The 16,826-nt window shown below is 39.5% G+C and carries 19 protein-coding genes; 8 read left to right on the top strand and 11 right to left on the bottom strand.

The window, feature by feature from the left end:
• Positions 1-185: 185 nt before the first annotated feature.
• Positions 186-1,256, top strand: coding sequence for an NAD(P)/FAD-dependent oxidoreductase (locus tag SAY88_RS18545; protein WP_332633662.1), 1,071 nt, complete (start codon positions 186-188; stop codon positions 1,254-1,256).
• A 58-nt stretch (positions 1,257-1,314) separates the two neighbouring features.
• On the opposite strand, the gene SAY88_RS18540 is transcribed toward SAY88_RS18545, so the two are convergent.
• Positions 1,315-1,632 (bottom strand): YuzD family protein, encoded by a 318-nt coding sequence (locus tag SAY88_RS18540; protein ID WP_332633644.1) that lies wholly within the window; start codon positions 1,630-1,632, stop codon positions 1,315-1,317.
• Between the two features lie 175 nt (positions 1,633-1,807).
• Between SAY88_RS18540 and SAY88_RS18535 the strand changes: the two genes are divergently transcribed.
• Entirely contained in the window at positions 1,808-2,047 is a 240-nt protein-coding gene (locus tag SAY88_RS18535) for a NifU family protein (RefSeq protein WP_034626592.1), read from the top strand.
• Between the two features lie 535 nt (positions 2,048-2,582).
• Here the strand turns inward: SAY88_RS18535 and SAY88_RS18530 are convergent.
• The 5 genes from SAY88_RS18530 to yutH all read right to left on the bottom strand — a co-directional run bounded on the left by SAY88_RS18530 (position 2,583) and on the right by yutH (position 7,588).
• Complete coding sequence (locus SAY88_RS18530; RefSeq protein WP_332633643.1) at positions 2,583-2,813, bottom strand: transcriptional regulator SplA domain-containing protein; 231 nt, start codon at positions 2,811-2,813, stop codon at positions 2,583-2,585.
• Positions 2,814-2,870: 57 nt separating this feature from the next.
• Complete coding sequence (gene thrB, locus SAY88_RS18525; RefSeq protein ID WP_332633642.1) at positions 2,871-3,794, bottom strand: homoserine kinase; 924 nt, start codon at positions 3,792-3,794, stop codon at positions 2,871-2,873.
• On the bottom strand, positions 3,791-4,855 hold the full coding sequence (gene thrC, locus SAY88_RS18520) for a threonine synthase (protein WP_034626598.1): 1,065 nt from the start codon (positions 4,853-4,855) through the stop codon (positions 3,791-3,793). Before thrC ends, thrB begins: the two co-directional genes overlap by 4 nt.
• A gap of 1 nt (position 4,856) precedes the next feature.
• Positions 4,857-6,155, bottom strand: a complete 1,299-nt coding sequence (locus SAY88_RS18515) for a homoserine dehydrogenase (protein ID WP_332633641.1) — start codon at positions 6,153-6,155, stop codon at positions 4,857-4,859.
• A gap of 392 nt (positions 6,156-6,547) precedes the next feature.
• Entirely contained in the window at positions 6,548-7,588 is a 1,041-nt protein-coding gene (yutH, locus tag SAY88_RS18510; RefSeq protein WP_332633640.1) for a spore coat putative kinase YutH, read from the bottom strand.
• Between the two features lie 127 nt (positions 7,589-7,715).
• Between yutH and SAY88_RS18505 the strand changes: the two genes are divergently transcribed.
• From SAY88_RS18505 to desA, 3 genes are all read left to right on the top strand, one after another.
• The gene (locus SAY88_RS18505; RefSeq protein WP_250097812.1) at positions 7,716-8,213 is read left to right on the top strand and encodes a phosphatidylglycerophosphatase A family protein; all 498 of its coding nucleotides are present in this window, start codon (positions 7,716-7,718) and stop codon (positions 8,211-8,213) included.
• Positions 8,214-8,350: 137 nt separating this feature from the next.
• The gene (locus tag SAY88_RS18500; RefSeq protein ID WP_332633639.1) at positions 8,351-9,979 is read left to right on the top strand and encodes a PAS domain S-box protein; all 1,629 of its coding nucleotides are present in this window, start codon (positions 8,351-8,353) and stop codon (positions 9,977-9,979) included.
• 148 nt (positions 9,980-10,127) lie between these two features.
• Complete coding sequence (desA, locus tag SAY88_RS18495; protein ID WP_332633638.1) at positions 10,128-11,156, top strand: Delta(5) desaturase DesA; 1,029 nt, start codon at positions 10,128-10,130, stop codon at positions 11,154-11,156.
• 164 nt (positions 11,157-11,320) lie between these two features.
• On the opposite strand, the gene SAY88_RS18490 is transcribed toward desA, so the two are convergent.
• The 3 genes from SAY88_RS18490 to SAY88_RS18480 all read right to left on the bottom strand — a co-directional run bounded on the left by SAY88_RS18490 (position 11,321) and on the right by SAY88_RS18480 (position 13,336).
• Positions 11,321-12,088 carry a TIGR01457 family HAD-type hydrolase gene (locus SAY88_RS18490; protein WP_332633637.1) on the bottom strand — a complete coding sequence of 256 codons (768 nt, stop codon included), beginning with the start codon at positions 12,086-12,088 and terminating at the stop codon, positions 11,321-11,323.
• Positions 12,089-12,120: 32 nt separating this feature from the next.
• Positions 12,121-12,771: a helix-turn-helix transcriptional regulator gene (locus SAY88_RS18485; RefSeq protein WP_332633636.1), complete on the bottom strand. Its 651-nt coding sequence runs from the start codon at positions 12,769-12,771 to the stop codon at positions 12,121-12,123.
• A 115-nt stretch (positions 12,772-12,886) separates the two neighbouring features.
• Positions 12,887-13,336: a DUF86 domain-containing protein gene (locus SAY88_RS18480; RefSeq protein WP_332633635.1), complete on the bottom strand. Its 450-nt coding sequence runs from the start codon at positions 13,334-13,336 to the stop codon at positions 12,887-12,889.
• A 179-nt stretch (positions 13,337-13,515) separates the two neighbouring features.
• Here SAY88_RS18480 and SAY88_RS18475 point away from each other — a divergent pair, with 179 nt between their 5' ends.
• On the top strand, positions 13,516-13,782 hold the full coding sequence (locus SAY88_RS18475) for a DUF3055 domain-containing protein (RefSeq protein ID WP_332633634.1): 267 nt from the start codon (positions 13,516-13,518) through the stop codon (positions 13,780-13,782).
• Between the two features lie 62 nt (positions 13,783-13,844).
• Entirely contained in the window at positions 13,845-14,135 is a 291-nt protein-coding gene (locus tag SAY88_RS18470) for a cytosolic protein (protein ID WP_332633633.1), read from the top strand.
• A gap of 48 nt (positions 14,136-14,183) precedes the next feature.
• On the opposite strand, the gene SAY88_RS18465 is transcribed toward SAY88_RS18470, so the two are convergent.
• Positions 14,184-14,483: a YutD family protein gene (locus tag SAY88_RS18465; RefSeq protein WP_332633632.1), complete on the bottom strand. Its 300-nt coding sequence runs from the start codon at positions 14,481-14,483 to the stop codon at positions 14,184-14,186.
• 152 nt (positions 14,484-14,635) lie between these two features.
• Between SAY88_RS18465 and SAY88_RS18460 the strand changes: the two genes are divergently transcribed.
• Positions 14,636-15,268 carry a YhcN/YlaJ family sporulation lipoprotein gene (locus SAY88_RS18460; RefSeq protein WP_332633631.1) on the top strand — a complete coding sequence of 211 codons (633 nt, stop codon included), beginning with the start codon at positions 14,636-14,638 and terminating at the stop codon, positions 15,266-15,268.
• A 508-nt stretch (positions 15,269-15,776) separates the two neighbouring features.
• Here the strand turns inward: SAY88_RS18460 and lipA are convergent.
• A complete protein-coding gene (gene lipA / locus SAY88_RS18455; protein ID WP_332633630.1) occupies positions 15,777-16,685 on the bottom strand; it encodes a lipoyl synthase in 909 nt (302 codons plus the stop codon).
• Between the last annotated feature and the right edge of the window lie 141 nt (positions 16,686-16,826).

Genomic DNA, 16,826 nt, shown 5'->3' with positions numbered 1-16,826 from the left:
AATCACGAGGAGACATTCATTTAAATGCTTCTATTGAAACATGGTCTCATATCATTCACAGTTTAATTTCGCATGGAATTCAAAATTTTGCATCAGAACCAACTAAAACCCGTTTGCTTGAAAACGTAATGACTTTGGTCGAAACCAGTCTTGAAGCAATTATTGAAAAAAGGGGACATTCGTTTATGAAAAAACTCGTAATCTTAGGTGCCGGTTATGGCGGTATGCGCATTCTTCAACGCCTTTTACCTGAGGGACTTCCTGAGGATGTTGAAATTACTTTAATTGACCGCTTGCCTTATCACTGTCTAAAAACAGAGTATTACGCGTTAGCAGCAGGAACAGCAGCAGATCATCACCTCCGTGTTAGCTTTCCTGAAGATGCAAGGCTCCAAGTCAAATACGGAACGATAACAAATGTGAACTTAGATGAAAAAATGGTTGAGCTTGATAATGGTGATTTGGTTCCTTACGATAAATTAATTATTGGTTTAGGCTGTGAAGATAAGTATCATAACGTTCCAGGTGCAGCAGAGTACACTCATAGCATTCAAACAATGGATAAAACACGCAGAACGTATGAAACATTAAATAACGTCCGTCCTAATGGCGTTGTATCAATTGTCGGTGCAGGGTTAAGCGGGGTTGAACTTGCTAGTGAATTAAGAGAAAGTCGTCCTGATTTAACGATTAAATTGTTTGACCGTGGAGAAATCATCTTATCTATGTTCCCACGAAAACTAAGTACGTATGTTCAAAACTGGTTTATCGATCACGGCGTTGATGTGATTAATAAATCAAATATTACAAAAGTCGAAGAAGGCATTCTTTATAATCATGACGAACCTATCGAATGTGATGCTATCATTTGGACTGCAGGAGTACAGCCGGTTGAAGTTGTTCGTAATTTAGATGTTGAAAAAGATAAACAAGGTAGAGTAATTTTAACACCACAACACTTCTTACCAACAGATGAAGATGTATTTGTTGTAGGCGACTGCGCTAGTCTCCCTCATGCACCGAGCGCTCAGCTTGCTGAGGGGCAGGCAGAACAAATTGTTACAATTTTGAAAAAGCAATGGGACGGAGAACCACTTCCTGAAGAACTACCTCAAATTAAATTAAAAGGCGTGTTAGGCTCACTTGGAAAAAAACATGGGTTTGGTTTAATGGGCGAACGCACATTGCTCGGTCGAGTACCACGTGTTTTAAAGAGCGGTGTTCTTTGGATGTATAAATATCATTCAGGATCCTAATTTTCCTAAAAAAAGAAAAAACGAGCAACAACACCAACATGTAGTTGCTCGTTTTTTACTATTTTTCAGAATTGCTGCTACTTATTTCATCAATTTTCTTATAAATTTCTTTCAGCTTTGGGTTTCCTTCCGCTACAACCACTCCCTCAAGTACAACTAAAGGGTAGAAAAATTCATCCCCTTTGATAGCTTCCGCATAATATTTATGACTCTCATCATTTGTAGGCTCTTCAATGTCAACATATTCAAAATCAATAGCTATTTGAGGGTACTTTCTTGTGATAGCTGCTTCCAACCACTCCATCGTTTCTTTGGCAGTAGGAAGATGAATACAACTCGCACACTTTTCCTCAGCTCCATAAACCGTCATTTTCATATTGCACCCCACCTTTTCTACGTTCATGTTATGTATGGCATCATTATACGACAGTTTCTCATTTTTTTCTTCCACTTCCAATATTCAACCTGTTCATATGCGTAAATTCAAGCAGAATCATGGATTTTTTTTATAAACCCCATTATAATAGGTAGTAGAAAGGAGTTGTTTTGATATGTCAACAAGTACTGAAATGGTAGAACAAGTTAGTGAAGTATTAGATAAGCTCCGTCCTTTCTTGCTACGTGATGGTGGAGACGTTGAGCTCGTAGATGTAGAAGATGGAATTGTAAAGGTTCGTCTTCTTGGCGCTTGTGGCTCATGCCCAAGTTCAACGATTACACTTAAAGCAGGTATCGAGCGTGCTCTTCTTGAAGAAGTGCCTGGAGTAAAGGAAATCGAGCAAGTCTTTTAATAGTTACCGCCCGGCTAATGTCGGGCGGTTCTTCTTTTAAAAAGGCTGTTTTCGCATATTTTGTTGTTTTTATGGGGTACGCGTCTCCACATGTTCGTTCCATAGCACTCTAGCCACTGGCACCCGCAAGGAGGTGTCGAGCCTCCTCGGCTGCGCCTGTGAGGTCTCGACCCTACCTCTTCATAAGGCCACTGAAAAAGGTTAATGTTCTTCTCCTTTTTCAGTGGCCTTTAAGCAAATGAGCGGAACCGTTGCATTTTCTTAAGACTGCTATGAGTGGGTTTCTCGTAGCTGGCGCACAACGTGTGAAGCCATTGCTGCTTCCTCGAATTTGCTAAAAGAGACTATTTCAGTTCCCGCAGGAGTCGAGTGACTTCCGCTCCATTTCACTACGAGAAAACACTTTTCTTCACAGCAACAATCTTACGAAAACAGCCTATAAAAAAGCTAAGACTTCTGGCAGAACTCTTAGCTTTTTTACCTTTAAACTCTTCATGAGTTCTGACAAAGGATTGAAACTCTACATTAAAACCATTCACATATAAAAATCCTCAAATAACGATTCTGCCTCCTCATATGAAGCGAAAATAGCATCATCTTCCTCTATAGGATGGTAAAAGTCAAATAGTAACAATGATAATCTGCTTGGGTCCATTGGATCCCTTGCAATTGTAGCTTCCTTAACATTGGATACCGTTTGAGTGTGTGGATTTCGATAAATAATGTAAACTTGTTGTCCCTCTTCAAGTTGCTGAATATCTAGCATGGCGGACCTCCTTTTTGTTGGTTTGCCCGCCATACTTATTACCTATTCAACTATTTTTTACGCCGATGTTTCCTGTTTTGATTCTTTTTTTACTTGAATTCCTTCTTTTGCTGGTCTTAATACAGCTACCTCAAAATCAGGGAAATGACGCTGTAATTTATTTTGAATTTCTTCACCATGGTGAAGCGGTGCTAAACAAAGCATCGTTGGTCCAGCTCCACTTAGAGCAGCTCCGAAAGCAGCTGTTTCTTCACGAACTACCTTAATTACTTCTTGAAGATGAGGCACTAATTCACCACGATAAGGATGGTGAAATAAATCTTCACTCATCATCTTTCCAGCTGATTCCCAGTCTCCTTGAAGGATTGCTGCTACAAGAACATTGGCAACACTGCTTGCTCGAACCGCTTGTTTATAAGAAAGCTCAGCTGGCAAGACTCCACGCGCTTTTTTTGTCTTTAATTCCTCTGAAGGAACGAGTAAAACGAGATCAACTTCGGGGACGCCACCGTATAACACATGTGTGCTTTCTTCTGTATGGGTCCCAATTACAAGACCACCATAAACCGAAGCAGCTACGTTATCTGGATGTCCTTCCCAAAGACTAGCAAAACGAACTTTTTCACTTACGGAAAGTGTTTCACCTGTTAATTGATTTGCTAGCTCAATTCCAGCAACGATAGCCGCTGCACTACTTCCAAGACCACGTGCTAACGGAATATCACTCGTCATTTCCACATGACAAGGAAGAAGTTCTTTCCCAATCTCTTTTGCAACATGCGCAGCAACTTTATAAATGAGATTGTCTTCTCCCTCTTCAATTCCTTGTAATTCAACAGATGTTGATTCAAAAAACCATTTATCTGACGGGCGGACTTCAAGTGTCAAATAACGGTTTACTGCGAGCCCCACTGAGTCAAAGCCGGGTCCTAAGTTTGCTGAGCTACCAGGAACCGTTATGACAAATGGTTGTTGGCTCATGACATCACACCACCTTTTAGGTGAGCAAGAAACGCTTCTTTATCATTCGGCAAAACAGTTGGTTTCACTGTAACTGTATCAATTGCCGTGTTTGGATCTTTTAAGCCATTTCCAGTTAATACACATACAACAGTTGAACCTTTTTTGATTTCTCCTGAATCAAGTTGCTTTTTCAATCCTGCAATGGACGCACAAGAAGCTGGTTCAGCAAAAACCCCTTCTGTTTTAGCTAGTAGTTGGTATGCTTCTAAAATTTCCTCATCTGTGACAAAGTCAATTGCTCCATTAGATTCTTCTTTTGCTGCGACAGCTTTATCCCAGCTTGCCGGGTTTCCAATACGAATTGCCGTTGCAATTGTTTCTGGCTCTTCAATTACTTTATTTTGAACGATCGCTGCTGCACCTTCTGCTTCAAACCCACGCATCTCAGGTAGACCCGTTCCTTTTTTCTCATGATACTCTTTAAACCCTTTCCAGTAAGCTGTGATGTTACCAGCATTTCCTACTGGGATCGCTAACACATCTGGCGCTTTGCCAAGTGCATCTACAATTTCAAAAGCAGCTGTTTTTTGCCCTTCAATTCGGTACGGGTTTACTGAATTTACAAGTGTAATTGGCTCTTGCTTACTAATTTCACGGACAATATCAAGGGCATTATCAAAGTTTCCTTTGATTTCTAATACTTCGGCACCGTACATAACCGCCTGAGCAAGCTTCCCTAGCGCAATTTTGCCTTCTGGGATAACAACGATACATCTAAGTCCTGCTCTTGCTCCATACGCTGCAGCAGCCGCTGACGTATTTCCAGTCGAGGCACAAATGATCGCTTTGCTCCCCTCTTCTTTCGCCTTTGCAACCGCCATGACCATTCCACGATCTTTGAATGAACCAGTCGGATTTAACCCCTCATATTTAACATAAACATTTACACCCCACTCTTTTGATAGCTGTTCTAACTCAATAAGTGGCGTATTTCCTTCATGTAATGTGAGAAGAGGTGTCTCCTCTGTAACAGGCAAGTATTCCTTATATTCTTGAATTAACCCTTTCCAACGACTCATTTTAACGTCCTCCTTCGACACGGTAGCTGCTTTCAATCGATTCAATGACTTCAAGCTCAGATAATTTTTTATATAATTGTTCATAATTTTCTTTAGTTGTATGATGTGTAATTACAATAACTTCAGCCACTTCTTCACCTGCAATTGGAAGCTGCAAAAGCTTCTCAAAGCTTACATCATGGCTAGCAAATAAACTTGTAACAGCCTGGAACGTACCAGCTTTATCAAGTACACGTAATCGCATGAAATATTTCGAGTCGATTTCATTTGCTTTTTTGAGCACTCGAGCATGTAATGGCTCTTGTACCTGTCTGCCACACACTCCTAAACGCATGTTTTTCATGACAGACACTAAATCAGAAACGACAGCAGTGGCCGTTGGCAACGAACCTGCCCCTGGTCCATAGAACATCGTCTCTCCTACTGCTTCACCGTATACGTACACCGCATTATATTCATTATGAACCGATGCTAGCGGATGCTCTTTCGGTAGCAAAGTAGGTTCCACACTCACTTCCACACGCCCCTCATCACGCTTAGCTAGCCCAATTAACTTCATAGTATACCCAAGTTGATCACAGTAATCTAGATCTGTTTTGGTGACAGATGAAATTCCTTTAACAGAAACATCGTCTAAGCTCACATCCATAGAAAAACCAAGTGTCGCTAAAATAGCCATTTTTCTTGCTGCATCTAGCCCTTCAACATCAGCTGTTGGATCACTTTCTGCAAATCCAAGCTCTTGAGCAACCTTTAATACTTCTTCATATGAGCTGCCGTTTTGCGTCATTTTCGTTAAAATGTAATTCGTCGTACCATTTACGATCCCCATCATTTTCGTAATGCGATCTGCAGACAGTCCATCACTTAAGCTACGTAAAATTGGAATCCCACCAGCTACACTTGCTTCATAATACAAATCGCAGCCATTTTCAGAAGCTACTTGTAATAACTCTGCACCGTACAAAGCCATTAAATCCTTATTAGCTGTAACTACGTGCTTTCCATTGCGAAGAGCCGTAAGCAAGTGCTCGCGCGTTGTCTCTACTCCTCCCATTACTTCAATTACAACATCAATGTTTTTATCGAAAAGAACATCTTCTATTTGGTCCGTTACAAGTGATTCATCGAGATCCACCGGACGTTGTTTTTCTTTATCACGAACTAGTACTTTTTTAACCGTTACTGGGCAGCCTACTTGATGACGCAATTCTTCTTGGTGACGGCTAATAATTGAAACAACCCCTGTTCCAACTGTCCCTAAACCCAGTAATCCGACGCGAACTTCCGCTGCTGACATACTCTCTCCACTCCTTCTCCATTACTCTATTCATGTATACTCAAAAAGTACATTTGTTTATCTATAATGGACATTATAGACCTCTTTCCATCTAAGTACAATAGGTAATTTAATAAAATTCAGAAAAGTATAAGATATCATAAAAAAAGCAGCGTATGCGGACCTTTTTTATGATATCTATGCAATGTGCGGAGCCGTCGCTTCCTTTAAACCTTTACTGAGTGACCTTTTCAGCAAAGGCGCGCGACGTGCATAGCCATTGCGCTTCTACGATACTACTATCTCCTCCCTCGCTCGATATACGCTGATTTCCTTTACTATTTCCCAAAAAAAGACTAGTTAAAAAGGAATCCGTCCTTTTTAACTAGCCTAAAATTATGAATAAACCACGACTACAACCAATCAAGCGGTGGTACTACAGTTGTACCAACTCCTTTTGTCATAAGTACCGTTTCAGCAAATTCTTTTAGAAAGCGTTCATTCTTATATTCATTTTCAAGCATCCGAAAAAAAGATTGCCCGAGTTGAATTTTTTCTTCTTGTAATTGACTTCTATAATAGCCCTCTATCGCTTCAAAATAGTGAAGTGGAAATAACAATCTTGCATATAATAGCTTCCATGAATAGCTCGACAATGGTTCGTACTGCTCATACCCTTTTAAAAATTCATTTAATTTTCCCCATGGAAAATTCTTTTCTGTTAAATGTTGATCTCGTGTCCATTCAGCTAAATCTCTACAAGCATGATCGTAAACAAATTCCGTTGGCCGTTTTATGATATCTCCTTCTTCCGATAGGACAATCCACGTTCGATCCGTAAATCGTCTATGACATATAGTGGGCTTTTCCTGATTACGGGTTGGATCATCCAAAGTTGCATCGACAACATATTGTATTGCATTTTCCGTCAGTCCCATAAAATACGGATAAGAAAACAAAAAAGCCTCATCTACATAAGATTGCGGTCTCTCGTACAATATTTGCTGATACCATCCTTCTAACTGCTCCAACCTTGTTTCCCACAATTTCGGCCATTGACCGAAGAAATCATATCCTCGCTTCGGGTACGAAAACTGCTTTCCAAAATGGTGAATAGCTGCTAAATGTCCACCCTTCTCTTCTAGCGTTTGAAACCTAAAATGCCCTTCGTTTCTTTCCGAATTCATTGGCAAAGCACAAACATAAACTTCTTGCCCATCAATTAAGCCAGTTCTTCTCCTTTGTAAAGTATACAGAGGCTCAAGTACAGATGTATCGCCAATTGATCGCATGAATTCAGCAAAGGCCGTCATTTCATCTTCTTGTGACATACACTCTTCTTTCGGCAACAAAATGTACGACTTACCGTCGGCTTCAAAGCCTTCATATGCCCCAATGGAAAAGCGCTTTTCACAATAAATCCCATACACATCATAAAGGTTCCTCTCAAACATTTACTTCCCTCCCTAACCTTACTCCTTTACCTAGTCTATGACCCAAATGAATAAAATGTGTATGTGGACAGTAGACTAGTATTAGCCTATAGTCATATTCAGGCAGAATGCCTATGGAGGTGTTTCGATGACAAAGAGGATTATGGACGAAGTTGAAACAAAAGCGAGAGAATGGTTAGTCGAACGAGGGGTAACTTTAGAGGATATTGCCGAGCTCGTCTACTTTTTACAAGTAAAGTATCACCCGGATCTCCAACTAGATGTTTGTTTAGATAACGTCGATAAAGTCCTTCGCAAGCGAGAAGTACAAAATGCAATCATTACTGGGATTCAGCTAGATATCCTTGCTGAAAAGAATTTACTTGATGAACCTTTGCAAGGCATCATCGATCGAGATGAGGGGTTATACGGCGTTGATGAGATTATTGCTCTATCCATTGTGAATGTGTATGGCTCTATTGGGTTCACAAACTACGGGTACATTGATAAACAAAAGCCCGGTATTCTAGAGAAATTGAACGACAAAGAATCAGGAAGCTGCCATACGTTTTTAGATGATATTGTCGGAGCAATTGCAGCGGCAGCCTCAAGTCGTCTTGCTCACAGTGCAGCAAACACGGAGTAATGTTAGAAAGAAGGTCACATGAGTGGCTTTCTTTTTTTTGGAAAACTCTTATCCAACTGGAAGAAAATTGTTAACCCACAACCTGCCTCCTGATGGTAAAATGAATTATCAGGGACAGACTATACGGGGGAATAGCAATGCATAAAAAAAGAAAAGTTTTACTTTACATCACCCTTGGGATAATTTGGATACTGGTAACCGATTATATCGTTGCGCAATTGAATTCAGATTTACAACTGTATATATTAATACAGCAAATAAAAGGGTTTATTTTCGTCATTTTATCGGGTTGCTTTATTTACTATGCCTTCGTCAAAAAAGAAGAAACTCAAGCCGTTAAAGCTGAAAAGGAAAAACTAGAGATATTAATTAATTCAATGGTTGATTTCGTTAACTTTAAAGATGGACAAGGCAGATGGACTCAAGCTAACGATTTTGCATTAAAACTCTTTCAAATTGAGCATGTTGATTATGTCGGTAAAAAAGATAGTGAGCTTGCTGAATATAGCGAATTTTACCGAGAGGCGTTCTATTACTGCGAGGCTTCCGATGAAGATGCTTGGAAAATGGGGAAAGTATCACGGTGTATTGAACAAATCCCCTCGCCAGATGGGACTACAAAAACATTCGATACGATTAAAGTGCCCATCTTTAATAAAGATGGCTCCCGAAAAGAATTAGTCGTAATGGGGCGGAACATTACGGATCAAGTTAAAGTTGAGAAGAAGTTAGAAAAAAGCCGACAAAATTATAAGTCTCTAGTTGAGTTTAACCCCGGATTAGTATTTATTTTAAACCGCCAAGGGAATGTTTTAGAATTGAACCCACAATTTAATGCTATGACAGGATATGACTCGAAGGATTTTCTAGGGAAATCGATCATGCCTCTAATTGAGAAAAAGAGCAAAAGAGAAGTTATCCGAGCCTTTAACCAGATTCTAAAAGAACAAACAAGTTGGGTGAATCAGGAAATTACTGTATCTCATAAAGATGGCAGTCAGCGTATCTTTCGATGTACAGCTGTTCCAACAATGTATAATGACGAGGTATTTGGCGCAATTGGCTACGCAATCGACGTGACAAAAGAAAAAGAAACAGAAGAACGGTTACGTAAGACAGAAAAACTTTCAGTTGTCGGCGAGCTTGCCGCAAGCGTCGCTCATGAAATTCGCAACCCTTTAACATCGATAAAAGGCTTTATTCAATTTATGAAATCAAACGATAACAATAACCAATCTTACTATTCGATTATCCTCGATGAATTAGAAAGAATTAATCAAATTTCTAGTGAACTATTAGCATTAGGAAAACCTCGTGAAGTTCAGTTTGACAAGTGTGATATTAATCAAATTTTTACTAGTGTTATGTGGTTACTAGAATCACAAGCCAATTTATATAACGTCAAAATCGAATATCATCGAGATAACACATTAGATCGTATTGAATGTGAGCCGAACCAATTAAAGCAATTATTTATCAATATCATTAAAAATTCAATAGAAGCCGATTCTAAGAATGTTAATATTCACGTAGGTGATGTCATGAACAAGCTTCAAATTATTATTCATGATGATGGGAACGGCATTGATGAAGATCGAATGGAACGTTTAGGAGAACCTTTTTATTCATCGAAGGAGAAAGGAACTGGTTTAGGATTAGCCGTGAGCTATCGAATTATCCAAGCACATCGCGGGAGTATTCATTTTGATAGTAAGCTAAATAAAGGAACTACCGTTACAATTTCTTTGCCGACAACGCATCAGTAAATGAGGGGGTGTCCCAAAGGTCAAAATCGCACCTTTTGGGATAGCCCCTTTTTCCTACTAAGTAAACGTGTCTATTTTAAGACTTCCAATAAATAAGCATAGTTTTTTTCCCTTCATCTGATAGAATTAGCATGAGGTGATACATTAAATGAGTGAATACGGTAAAAATGATATTCGTGAATGGAAGAAAAAACTAGCCCCATTTGAACAGTCACGAGTATCTATAAGTGTGCGTCAATTAATTAATTCAGTTGGACCTTTTTTAGGATTATGGATTTTAGCGTATGTAAGTTTAGACATTTCTTATTGGTTGACCTTGTTACTTGCCATCCCTGCAGCAGGTTTTTTGGTCCGAACGTTTATCATCTTTCATGATTGCACACATTACTCTTTTTTCAAGAGTCGCAGGGCAAATGAAATCGTCGGTATTATTACTGGACTATTTACATTTTGTTCTTTTGAACAGTGGAAACGTAGTCACACAACTCACCATGCGTCAAATGGAAACTTGGAGAAGCGCGGAGTTGGCGATGTTTGGACGATGACATTGCAGGAATATGTGAACGCATCTTCGTTTAAACGCTTTGCTTATCGAACGTACCGGAACCCTATCGTCATGTTTTTAATTGGGCCTTTATATATCTTTTTAATTGATTATCGTTTTAATACGAAAGGGGCTTCCCAAAAAGAGCGGAGACATGTTTGGGTGACGAATATTGTGTTAGCATCTATTGTTTTCGTGTTAGGATCTACACTTGGATGGACAAACTACCTTCTCGTGCAGCTACCGATCTTTTATATCGCAACTTTTGCAGGCGTATGGCTGTTTTACGTACAGCATCAATTTGAAGATGGATATTTCGAACTCAATGAGAATTGGAATTTTGTTGAGGCTGCTTTAAAAGGTAGCTCGTATTATAAGCTACCAAAAGTATTACAGTGGTTTTCTGGGAATATTGGTTATCATCATGTTCACCATTTGAATTCTCGTGTACCAAATTACCACCTCGAAGCAGCTCATTTAAGTGATCCAAAACTGCAGGATGTTCCAACATTAACACTAATAACCAGCTTAAAATCTCTTAGCTTCAAACTTTGGGATGATCAAGAAAATAGATTTATTGGCAATCGTGATATTAGAGCGTTCTTGCAGAATAAGAAAGCAAAGGCCGCGTAATAAAGTAAAGTAATGGAAACCACTTAGTGAAATTCTAAGTGGTTTTTTTGTTCCTTTAAATTAAATTATTAATCGAGGAACTGCACCTTTATTTACATCAAAATCGACCTCAAACATCTAACCGCAAAAGAGGCACACCTAGTTCTATAGGTGCGCCTCTCCTTTTAATCAAACGTCCATTCTGCCAATGTATCAATAGCATGCGTCGGTTTATCCTCTAACGCCTCTACTTGCTCTTTCGTTGATACCCCTGTATACACCATCAACGTATCCATCCCCGCTCGTATCCCAGCAAGAATATCGGTATGATAGTTATCACCGATCATGATGGTTTCGTCTTTTGTTAAGCCGATTACATCCAATGCTTGTTCAACAATGATTGATTCTGGTTTCCCTATAAACTTAGGCGTAACCCCTGTCGTTACGGATAAAACAGAAATTAATGAACCTGCACCCGGCATTAAACCACGTTCCGTTGGCAATGCGACATCGCCATTTGTAGCGATAAACGTTGCTCCCGCTCTTATATTCAAAGCTGCAACAGCTAGCTTTTCATACGTAATCCCGCGGTCTAACCCCATCACGACGAAATCGGCATTCTCTTCCACGATTTCATGTCCTTCTTCTTCTAGAGCATATTTCAACCCTTCTTCACCGATCATGCACACACGCGCTTGCTTCTTTTGCTCAGAAATATATGTAGCTGTTGCCATACTCGTCGTAAATACATGCTCAGCCGTTGCAGGAACATCCATTTCACGTAAGTGTTCGGCTACCTGCTCCGGTCTCTTAGTTGAATTATTTGTAACAAATAAATAAGGAAGCCCTTTCTTCTCCAGTTCCTTCACAAAGGAAACAGCTTCATCAATTTTTTCACTTCCACGGTACACCGTTCCATCCAAATCGATTAAAAAACCTTTATAGCCTTTCATACATCCCTCTTCCTATAGAGAAAATTCATCCTCTATGACTCTTTGTTCTCTTTAACTTTATATATACAACATGACGTATTTTCCTTTGCAATACATGACTTCCGTTCAACATGATCGGTTTTTAGTAATCGCTTAAACAATTGCTGTTCACAAGTACAAGCAATTGGATATTCCTTTGCCACTTGTGCAATTGGGCAGTTGTACTCTATAAACTCATACTCCCCGTCATTCAACTCTTTGTATTCGACCATATAGCCACCTTCGCTTTGAACGCGGGCGAGTGCTGCAATCCGTTCAGCAAAAGATCCTTTAATTTCTGCTTCATACTTCTCATAAAGACGTTCTCTGCGCTGTTCAAATAATTGATCAACCATTTGACTTCCGCTTAATTGTTCAACATCTTGAAGAATGCCTAATGATAAATCGCTGTAATTCCGCGGAAACGTTTCGCTTCCTTTTTCTGTTAAGTAATATTTATGAATTGGTCGTCCCATCGCTTGTTTTTCCAACCGAGAGTCAATTAGCTTCTCCTTCTCAAGTTCCCGTAAATGCCTTCGAACAGCCATCTCCGTTACCTCTAATTCGATAGCCAAAGTTGAAACTGTTAGCTCTTGATTGCGTTTTAACAACGTTAAGATGACTTGACGTGTAGAGTTCGCCTCATTCCTCACAACGATCACCATCCTTATCACCCATTGTATGCGATGAGCGATAAAAACTCAAAAAGACCGTCTCCTAAAAACTTAATTTCAGGAAAATCCTTAAGGTGAAAGGCTGCAAAACCTTGTCCATGTCTAATCAGTCTCTTTCATTTGGCAAAAACGCACTGACAGGACCTAGCTCCTCTGTTAAATACCTTCTCACATCTAAAGGAAACTGCTTTAATGAAGTTTCATGGTTCATTAATATTTCCACAACCTGTTGATGATTCACCTCTGAATAATCGGCGATTAGTTGTTTTCGCAGGCCAATGATTGTTTTTAAGGCAACCGCATCGTCAGTCTTCACAACTTTTTCATCCTCTAATATGTCAATAATATCTTCATACCCACCTGGATCTCGCATAATGAATCCATCAATCATACTATTTCCAACATCAATAATGGATTCAATAACGACATAAGCAAGACGCTCTAACGCCAGCTTTTCTGTTAAATTAGTACAAGCTGTAAGTTGTTCCACCTGAGCCTGTAGCGATTCCATATAATGGAGTGTTTGTTCAATTTTATCGCGATCTACAAAATACATGATGATACCTCCACACATTATTCTCTTCTTCGCGTTCTTCACAACATGTTCTGTTCTCTCTTAGTATACAACATCCATGTCATCCTGAGGATAAAGAATCACATACAAGCATCGATTCATTTCTTCCAATCCTCTCCCGTGGTATGATACTAAATATACACGGTGAAAGGAGCAATAATATGTCTGAGCGCTTTTTTTTATACGACGATATAGAAGAAACACGAACTCGTTTTGTAAGCTTTATGGGGGAAAATCAACGTTTTGATCTTGCCATTATTAATTCATCAAGATATTACGGAAAACAACTTGTTCTTGATGTCCAATCAAACCGGTTTGCGATCATTGGGTCAGACGACCTTGATGAACCAGGATACATAGAACACGCTTTTAACTTAGCTACTGAAGAAGCAGGAGAATTACGCTCATTTTTGTACGAAATTGTTTAGCCGCACCCCAAAATAAAAAACACCTCATTCGGGTAAATTACCATTTAGGAGGTGTCTTTTTTATGACTGATAAAGAGGAACAACAGTATTTCGACTTTTCAAATGTTGAAACACAGCGAAATTTCCTTGCTGCAGAAGACTTTCCTGAGGGGCCATATGGCTCACCAATTAATAAAGATAAGCCTGTTTCAAATAAGAGTACACCATGGGAGCCAGGGCAGCGCTACTATAGCGCCTTTAATTATGAATTTAAGTCTCTACACCAAAACTTACCTAGGCAGTTTCCAGAGGCTCACCCCACTCATGATGATCCAAACAAAAATGAGGAGCCTCCTTACACTACGAACGATTAGTTAGATAAGAAAAAAGCAGTCTCTGCAGACTGCTTTTTTCCCCAGTTCTTATTCTTTCCCTTTTTGAGCTGCTGGTACTTTCACTTTCTTAATGACAAAATATGCACAGCCAAAATTACAGTACTCATACAAATAGTCTGGCAAGGTACTTATTTTTGTATCATGTGTTGACTTTTTATGCTTGTCTTCAAAAAAGCCTCTCAACCTTAATTGGTTATAACCCCAATCACCTACTATGTAATCGTACTTATTTAGGACGTCGGCATAGCGATCTTTAAATGCTTCTTCGTTCCATCCATTTTTTACATCTTCAACAATTTCAAATTGCATCCCTTGTATGCGAACCATGTGGCTCACCTCTTTAACTTTGCTTTCTTAAATTATAACACAAGAAGACGACACACTTGCAACAGGTTCCCCAAAAACTGTAACATCACCATCATTTACTAGCAGTAAAAGAGACGTATTTGGGTCAATCTGAAAAGAGAGGGGGTTTGATCATGATAAAAAAAACATTATTAGTTGGCGGTCTTGCAACAATGATGCTTGTTACTGGATGTCAAATGCCTGAACAAGGACAAACACTGCAACGCACAGCTAATTACGACAGTCATCAGCCAAATGGTGGACACTATCCAATTAATCAACTGAACGAAACAAACGATTATAATCACTTCGGCTATACACGATACGAAAGAGACCTAGTCATGGGTAACGGCCGACAACCTGTCATTCCTGTTATTGATCGCGGACGTTTGTCAGATGCCGTAACAAGAATGGTCTTAACGAATGATGTCGTAAGTGAAGCTGGGGCTCTTGTAACAGACAAGTACGTTCTTGTAGCATATGATTCTCAAGCAGATAACCGTGAATATGTTGCTGACCAAGTAAAGCGCAGCGCATTGTCTATTGTACCTAGATATTATGAAGTTTATATTTCAGATAACCACGATCATTTTGATGAAATCGAACGGTTCCAACATTTAACTTCAGCTACTTCCGATATCGAACGTACATTAGAACAGACAATTGAGGAAATGAAGCTAGAATCGCCACAAGGAGAGTATAACGAAAACACCGACGATGATATGAACATCATGCAATCGAAACAGAGAAGACTTATGGATCGATAATAACATGGCAAATGATACTGAAATGTAAAGCCGACCCTTTAGAGAGAGGGTGGGTTGAGTAGGACACCCGAAACATATGAATATCACTTTAATATGAAAACGCAATGGAGTATTTAAGCCATTGCGTTTTATAACGTTTAAACTGATTAAAGCTGCGGCTTTCATTTTTTTGATTTAATTGGAGTAGTTGGGGGCATTCATTAGCTTGATGATGTACCTTTTTAGGTGTAACTAGGCTCGTTTGGGTTGTCATAATCCTGATGACGAACCTTTTCTGGTTTGAATGGACTCGTTTGGGCTTTCATCATCCTTGATGATGTACCTTTTCTCGTTTAACCGGATTCGGTTGGGTTTTCATTAGCTTGATAATCCCCTCATAATATTGCAAAAAAGCCCTTAACACGAGGCAATAACGAAAGAGACGAAAACCAAATCGATTTTCGTCTCTAATTGCACTAAAATTACAGGTTCCACTTCTTTGTACGAACCTACCCTTTTTAGTGCTTTTTTATTGATTTGTAACTTTTTTCGCTTCTGCTCGAACTTGCGCTTCATTTACTTGCTCATCAGCGTGATAAGAAGAACGAACTAATGGACCAGCTTCACAGTGGCTGAATCCTTTGCTTAATGCAATTTCCTTTAACTCGGCAAATTCGTCAGGGTGATAATATTTTTGGACTTTTAGATGTTTCTTCGTCGGTTGTAAGTACTGACCAATTGTCATAATATCGACATCAGCTGCCCGTAAGTCATCCATTGTTTCAATGATTTCTTCTTTTGTTTCACCAAGTCCAATCATCAAACTTGATTTCGTCGGAATGTCAGCATGCATTTCTTTTGCACGACGTAAGAACTCTAATGTCCGATCATATGTAGCACGCGCACGAACCCGCGGCGTCAAACGACGAACCGTTTCAATGTTGTGATTCATAATATTTGGACGGGCATCCATTAACGTCTTCAAGTTATCAAAGCTTCCTAACATGTCCGATGGTAGTACTTCAATCGTACAGAAAGGGCTGCGTCTTCTAACGGCACGTACAGTCTCTGCGAATACAGCAGATCCACCATCTTTCAAATCATCACGGGCAACAGCAGTAATAACAACGTGCTTGAGACCCATTGTTTCAACTGACTCTGCGACACGCTCTGGCTCTTGTAAGTCAAGCTCATTTGGCAATCCTGTCTTCACGGCACAAAACCTACATGCTCTCGTACAAACATCCCCAAGAATCATAAAGGTCGCTGTTTTACGAACAGCCCAGCACTCGTGAATATTGGGGCAACGAGCTTCTTCACAAACAGTATTTAGCTTGTTTTCTCGCATCATTTTTTTTAAGCCCGTATAGGACTCATTCGTATTTAATTTTATTTTCAACCAATCCGGTTTACGTAAATGCTCTTCTTTCTTTGCCATTTATTTCACTCCATCCAAAATACCTTTTTAAAACTCGTGAACACTTTTTCTCTATACTACTTTATCATGATTTTCGAAAAATAACCAAACGCTCGCTCAAAATTTCCAATCATTCTCTCCAATTTTTTGAGCTTTTTTTCC

Origin of the sequence: Halalkalibacter flavus (assembly GCF_036663575.1) — a bacterium.
GTDB classification, from domain to species: Bacteria; Bacillota; Bacilli; order Bacillales; family Bacillaceae_D; genus Halalkalibacter; species Halalkalibacter flavus.
Note: the sequence above shows the minus strand (reverse complement) of the source record. Positions and strands in the feature narration are given on the sequence as shown.

Excerpts from the sequence above, each read along its gene's own strand:
- SAY88_RS18545 (WP_332633662.1), top strand. The coding sequence starts at position 186 with ATGAAAAAACTCGTAATCTTAGGTGCCGGTTATGGCGGTATGCGCATT.
- SAY88_RS18540 (WP_332633644.1), bottom strand. The coding sequence starts at position 1,632 with ATGAAAATGACGGTTTATGGAGCTGAGGAAAAGTGTGCGAGTTGTATT.
- SAY88_RS18535 (WP_034626592.1), top strand. The coding sequence starts at position 1,808 with ATGTCAACAAGTACTGAAATGGTAGAACAAGTTAGTGAAGTATTAGAT.
- SAY88_RS18530 (WP_332633643.1), bottom strand. The coding sequence starts at position 2,813 with ATGCTAGATATTCAGCAACTTGAAGAGGGACAACAAGTTTACATTATT.
- thrB (WP_332633642.1), bottom strand. The coding sequence starts at position 3,794 with ATGAGCCAACAACCATTTGTCATAACGGTTCCTGGTAGCTCAGCAAAC.
- thrC (WP_034626598.1), bottom strand. The coding sequence starts at position 4,855 with ATGAGTCGTTGGAAAGGGTTAATTCAAGAATATAAGGAATACTTGCCT.
- SAY88_RS18515 (WP_332633641.1), bottom strand. The coding sequence starts at position 6,155 with ATGTCAGCAGCGGAAGTTCGCGTCGGATTACTGGGTTTAGGGACAGTT.
- yutH (WP_332633640.1), bottom strand. The coding sequence starts at position 7,588 with ATGTTTGAGAGGAACCTTTATGATGTGTATGGGATTTATTGTGAAAAG.
- SAY88_RS18505 (WP_250097812.1), top strand. The coding sequence starts at position 7,716 with ATGACAAAGAGGATTATGGACGAAGTTGAAACAAAAGCGAGAGAATGG.
- SAY88_RS18500 (WP_332633639.1), top strand. The coding sequence starts at position 8,351 with ATGCATAAAAAAAGAAAAGTTTTACTTTACATCACCCTTGGGATAATT.
- desA (WP_332633638.1), top strand. The coding sequence starts at position 10,128 with ATGAGTGAATACGGTAAAAATGATATTCGTGAATGGAAGAAAAAACTA.
- SAY88_RS18490 (WP_332633637.1), bottom strand. The coding sequence starts at position 12,088 with ATGAAAGGCTATAAAGGTTTTTTAATCGATTTGGATGGAACGGTGTAC.
- SAY88_RS18485 (WP_332633636.1), bottom strand. The coding sequence starts at position 12,771 with ATGGTGATCGTTGTGAGGAATGAGGCGAACTCTACACGTCAAGTCATC.
- SAY88_RS18480 (WP_332633635.1), bottom strand. The coding sequence starts at position 13,336 with ATGTATTTTGTAGATCGCGATAAAATTGAACAAACACTCCATTATATG.
- SAY88_RS18475 (WP_332633634.1), top strand. The coding sequence starts at position 13,516 with ATGTCTGAGCGCTTTTTTTTATACGACGATATAGAAGAAACACGAACT.
- SAY88_RS18470 (WP_332633633.1), top strand. The coding sequence starts at position 13,845 with ATGACTGATAAAGAGGAACAACAGTATTTCGACTTTTCAAATGTTGAA.
- SAY88_RS18465 (WP_332633632.1), bottom strand. The coding sequence starts at position 14,483 with ATGGTTCGCATACAAGGGATGCAATTTGAAATTGTTGAAGATGTAAAA.
- SAY88_RS18460 (WP_332633631.1), top strand. The coding sequence starts at position 14,636 with ATGATAAAAAAAACATTATTAGTTGGCGGTCTTGCAACAATGATGCTT.
- lipA (WP_332633630.1), bottom strand. The coding sequence starts at position 16,685 with ATGGCAAAGAAAGAAGAGCATTTACGTAAACCGGATTGGTTGAAAATA.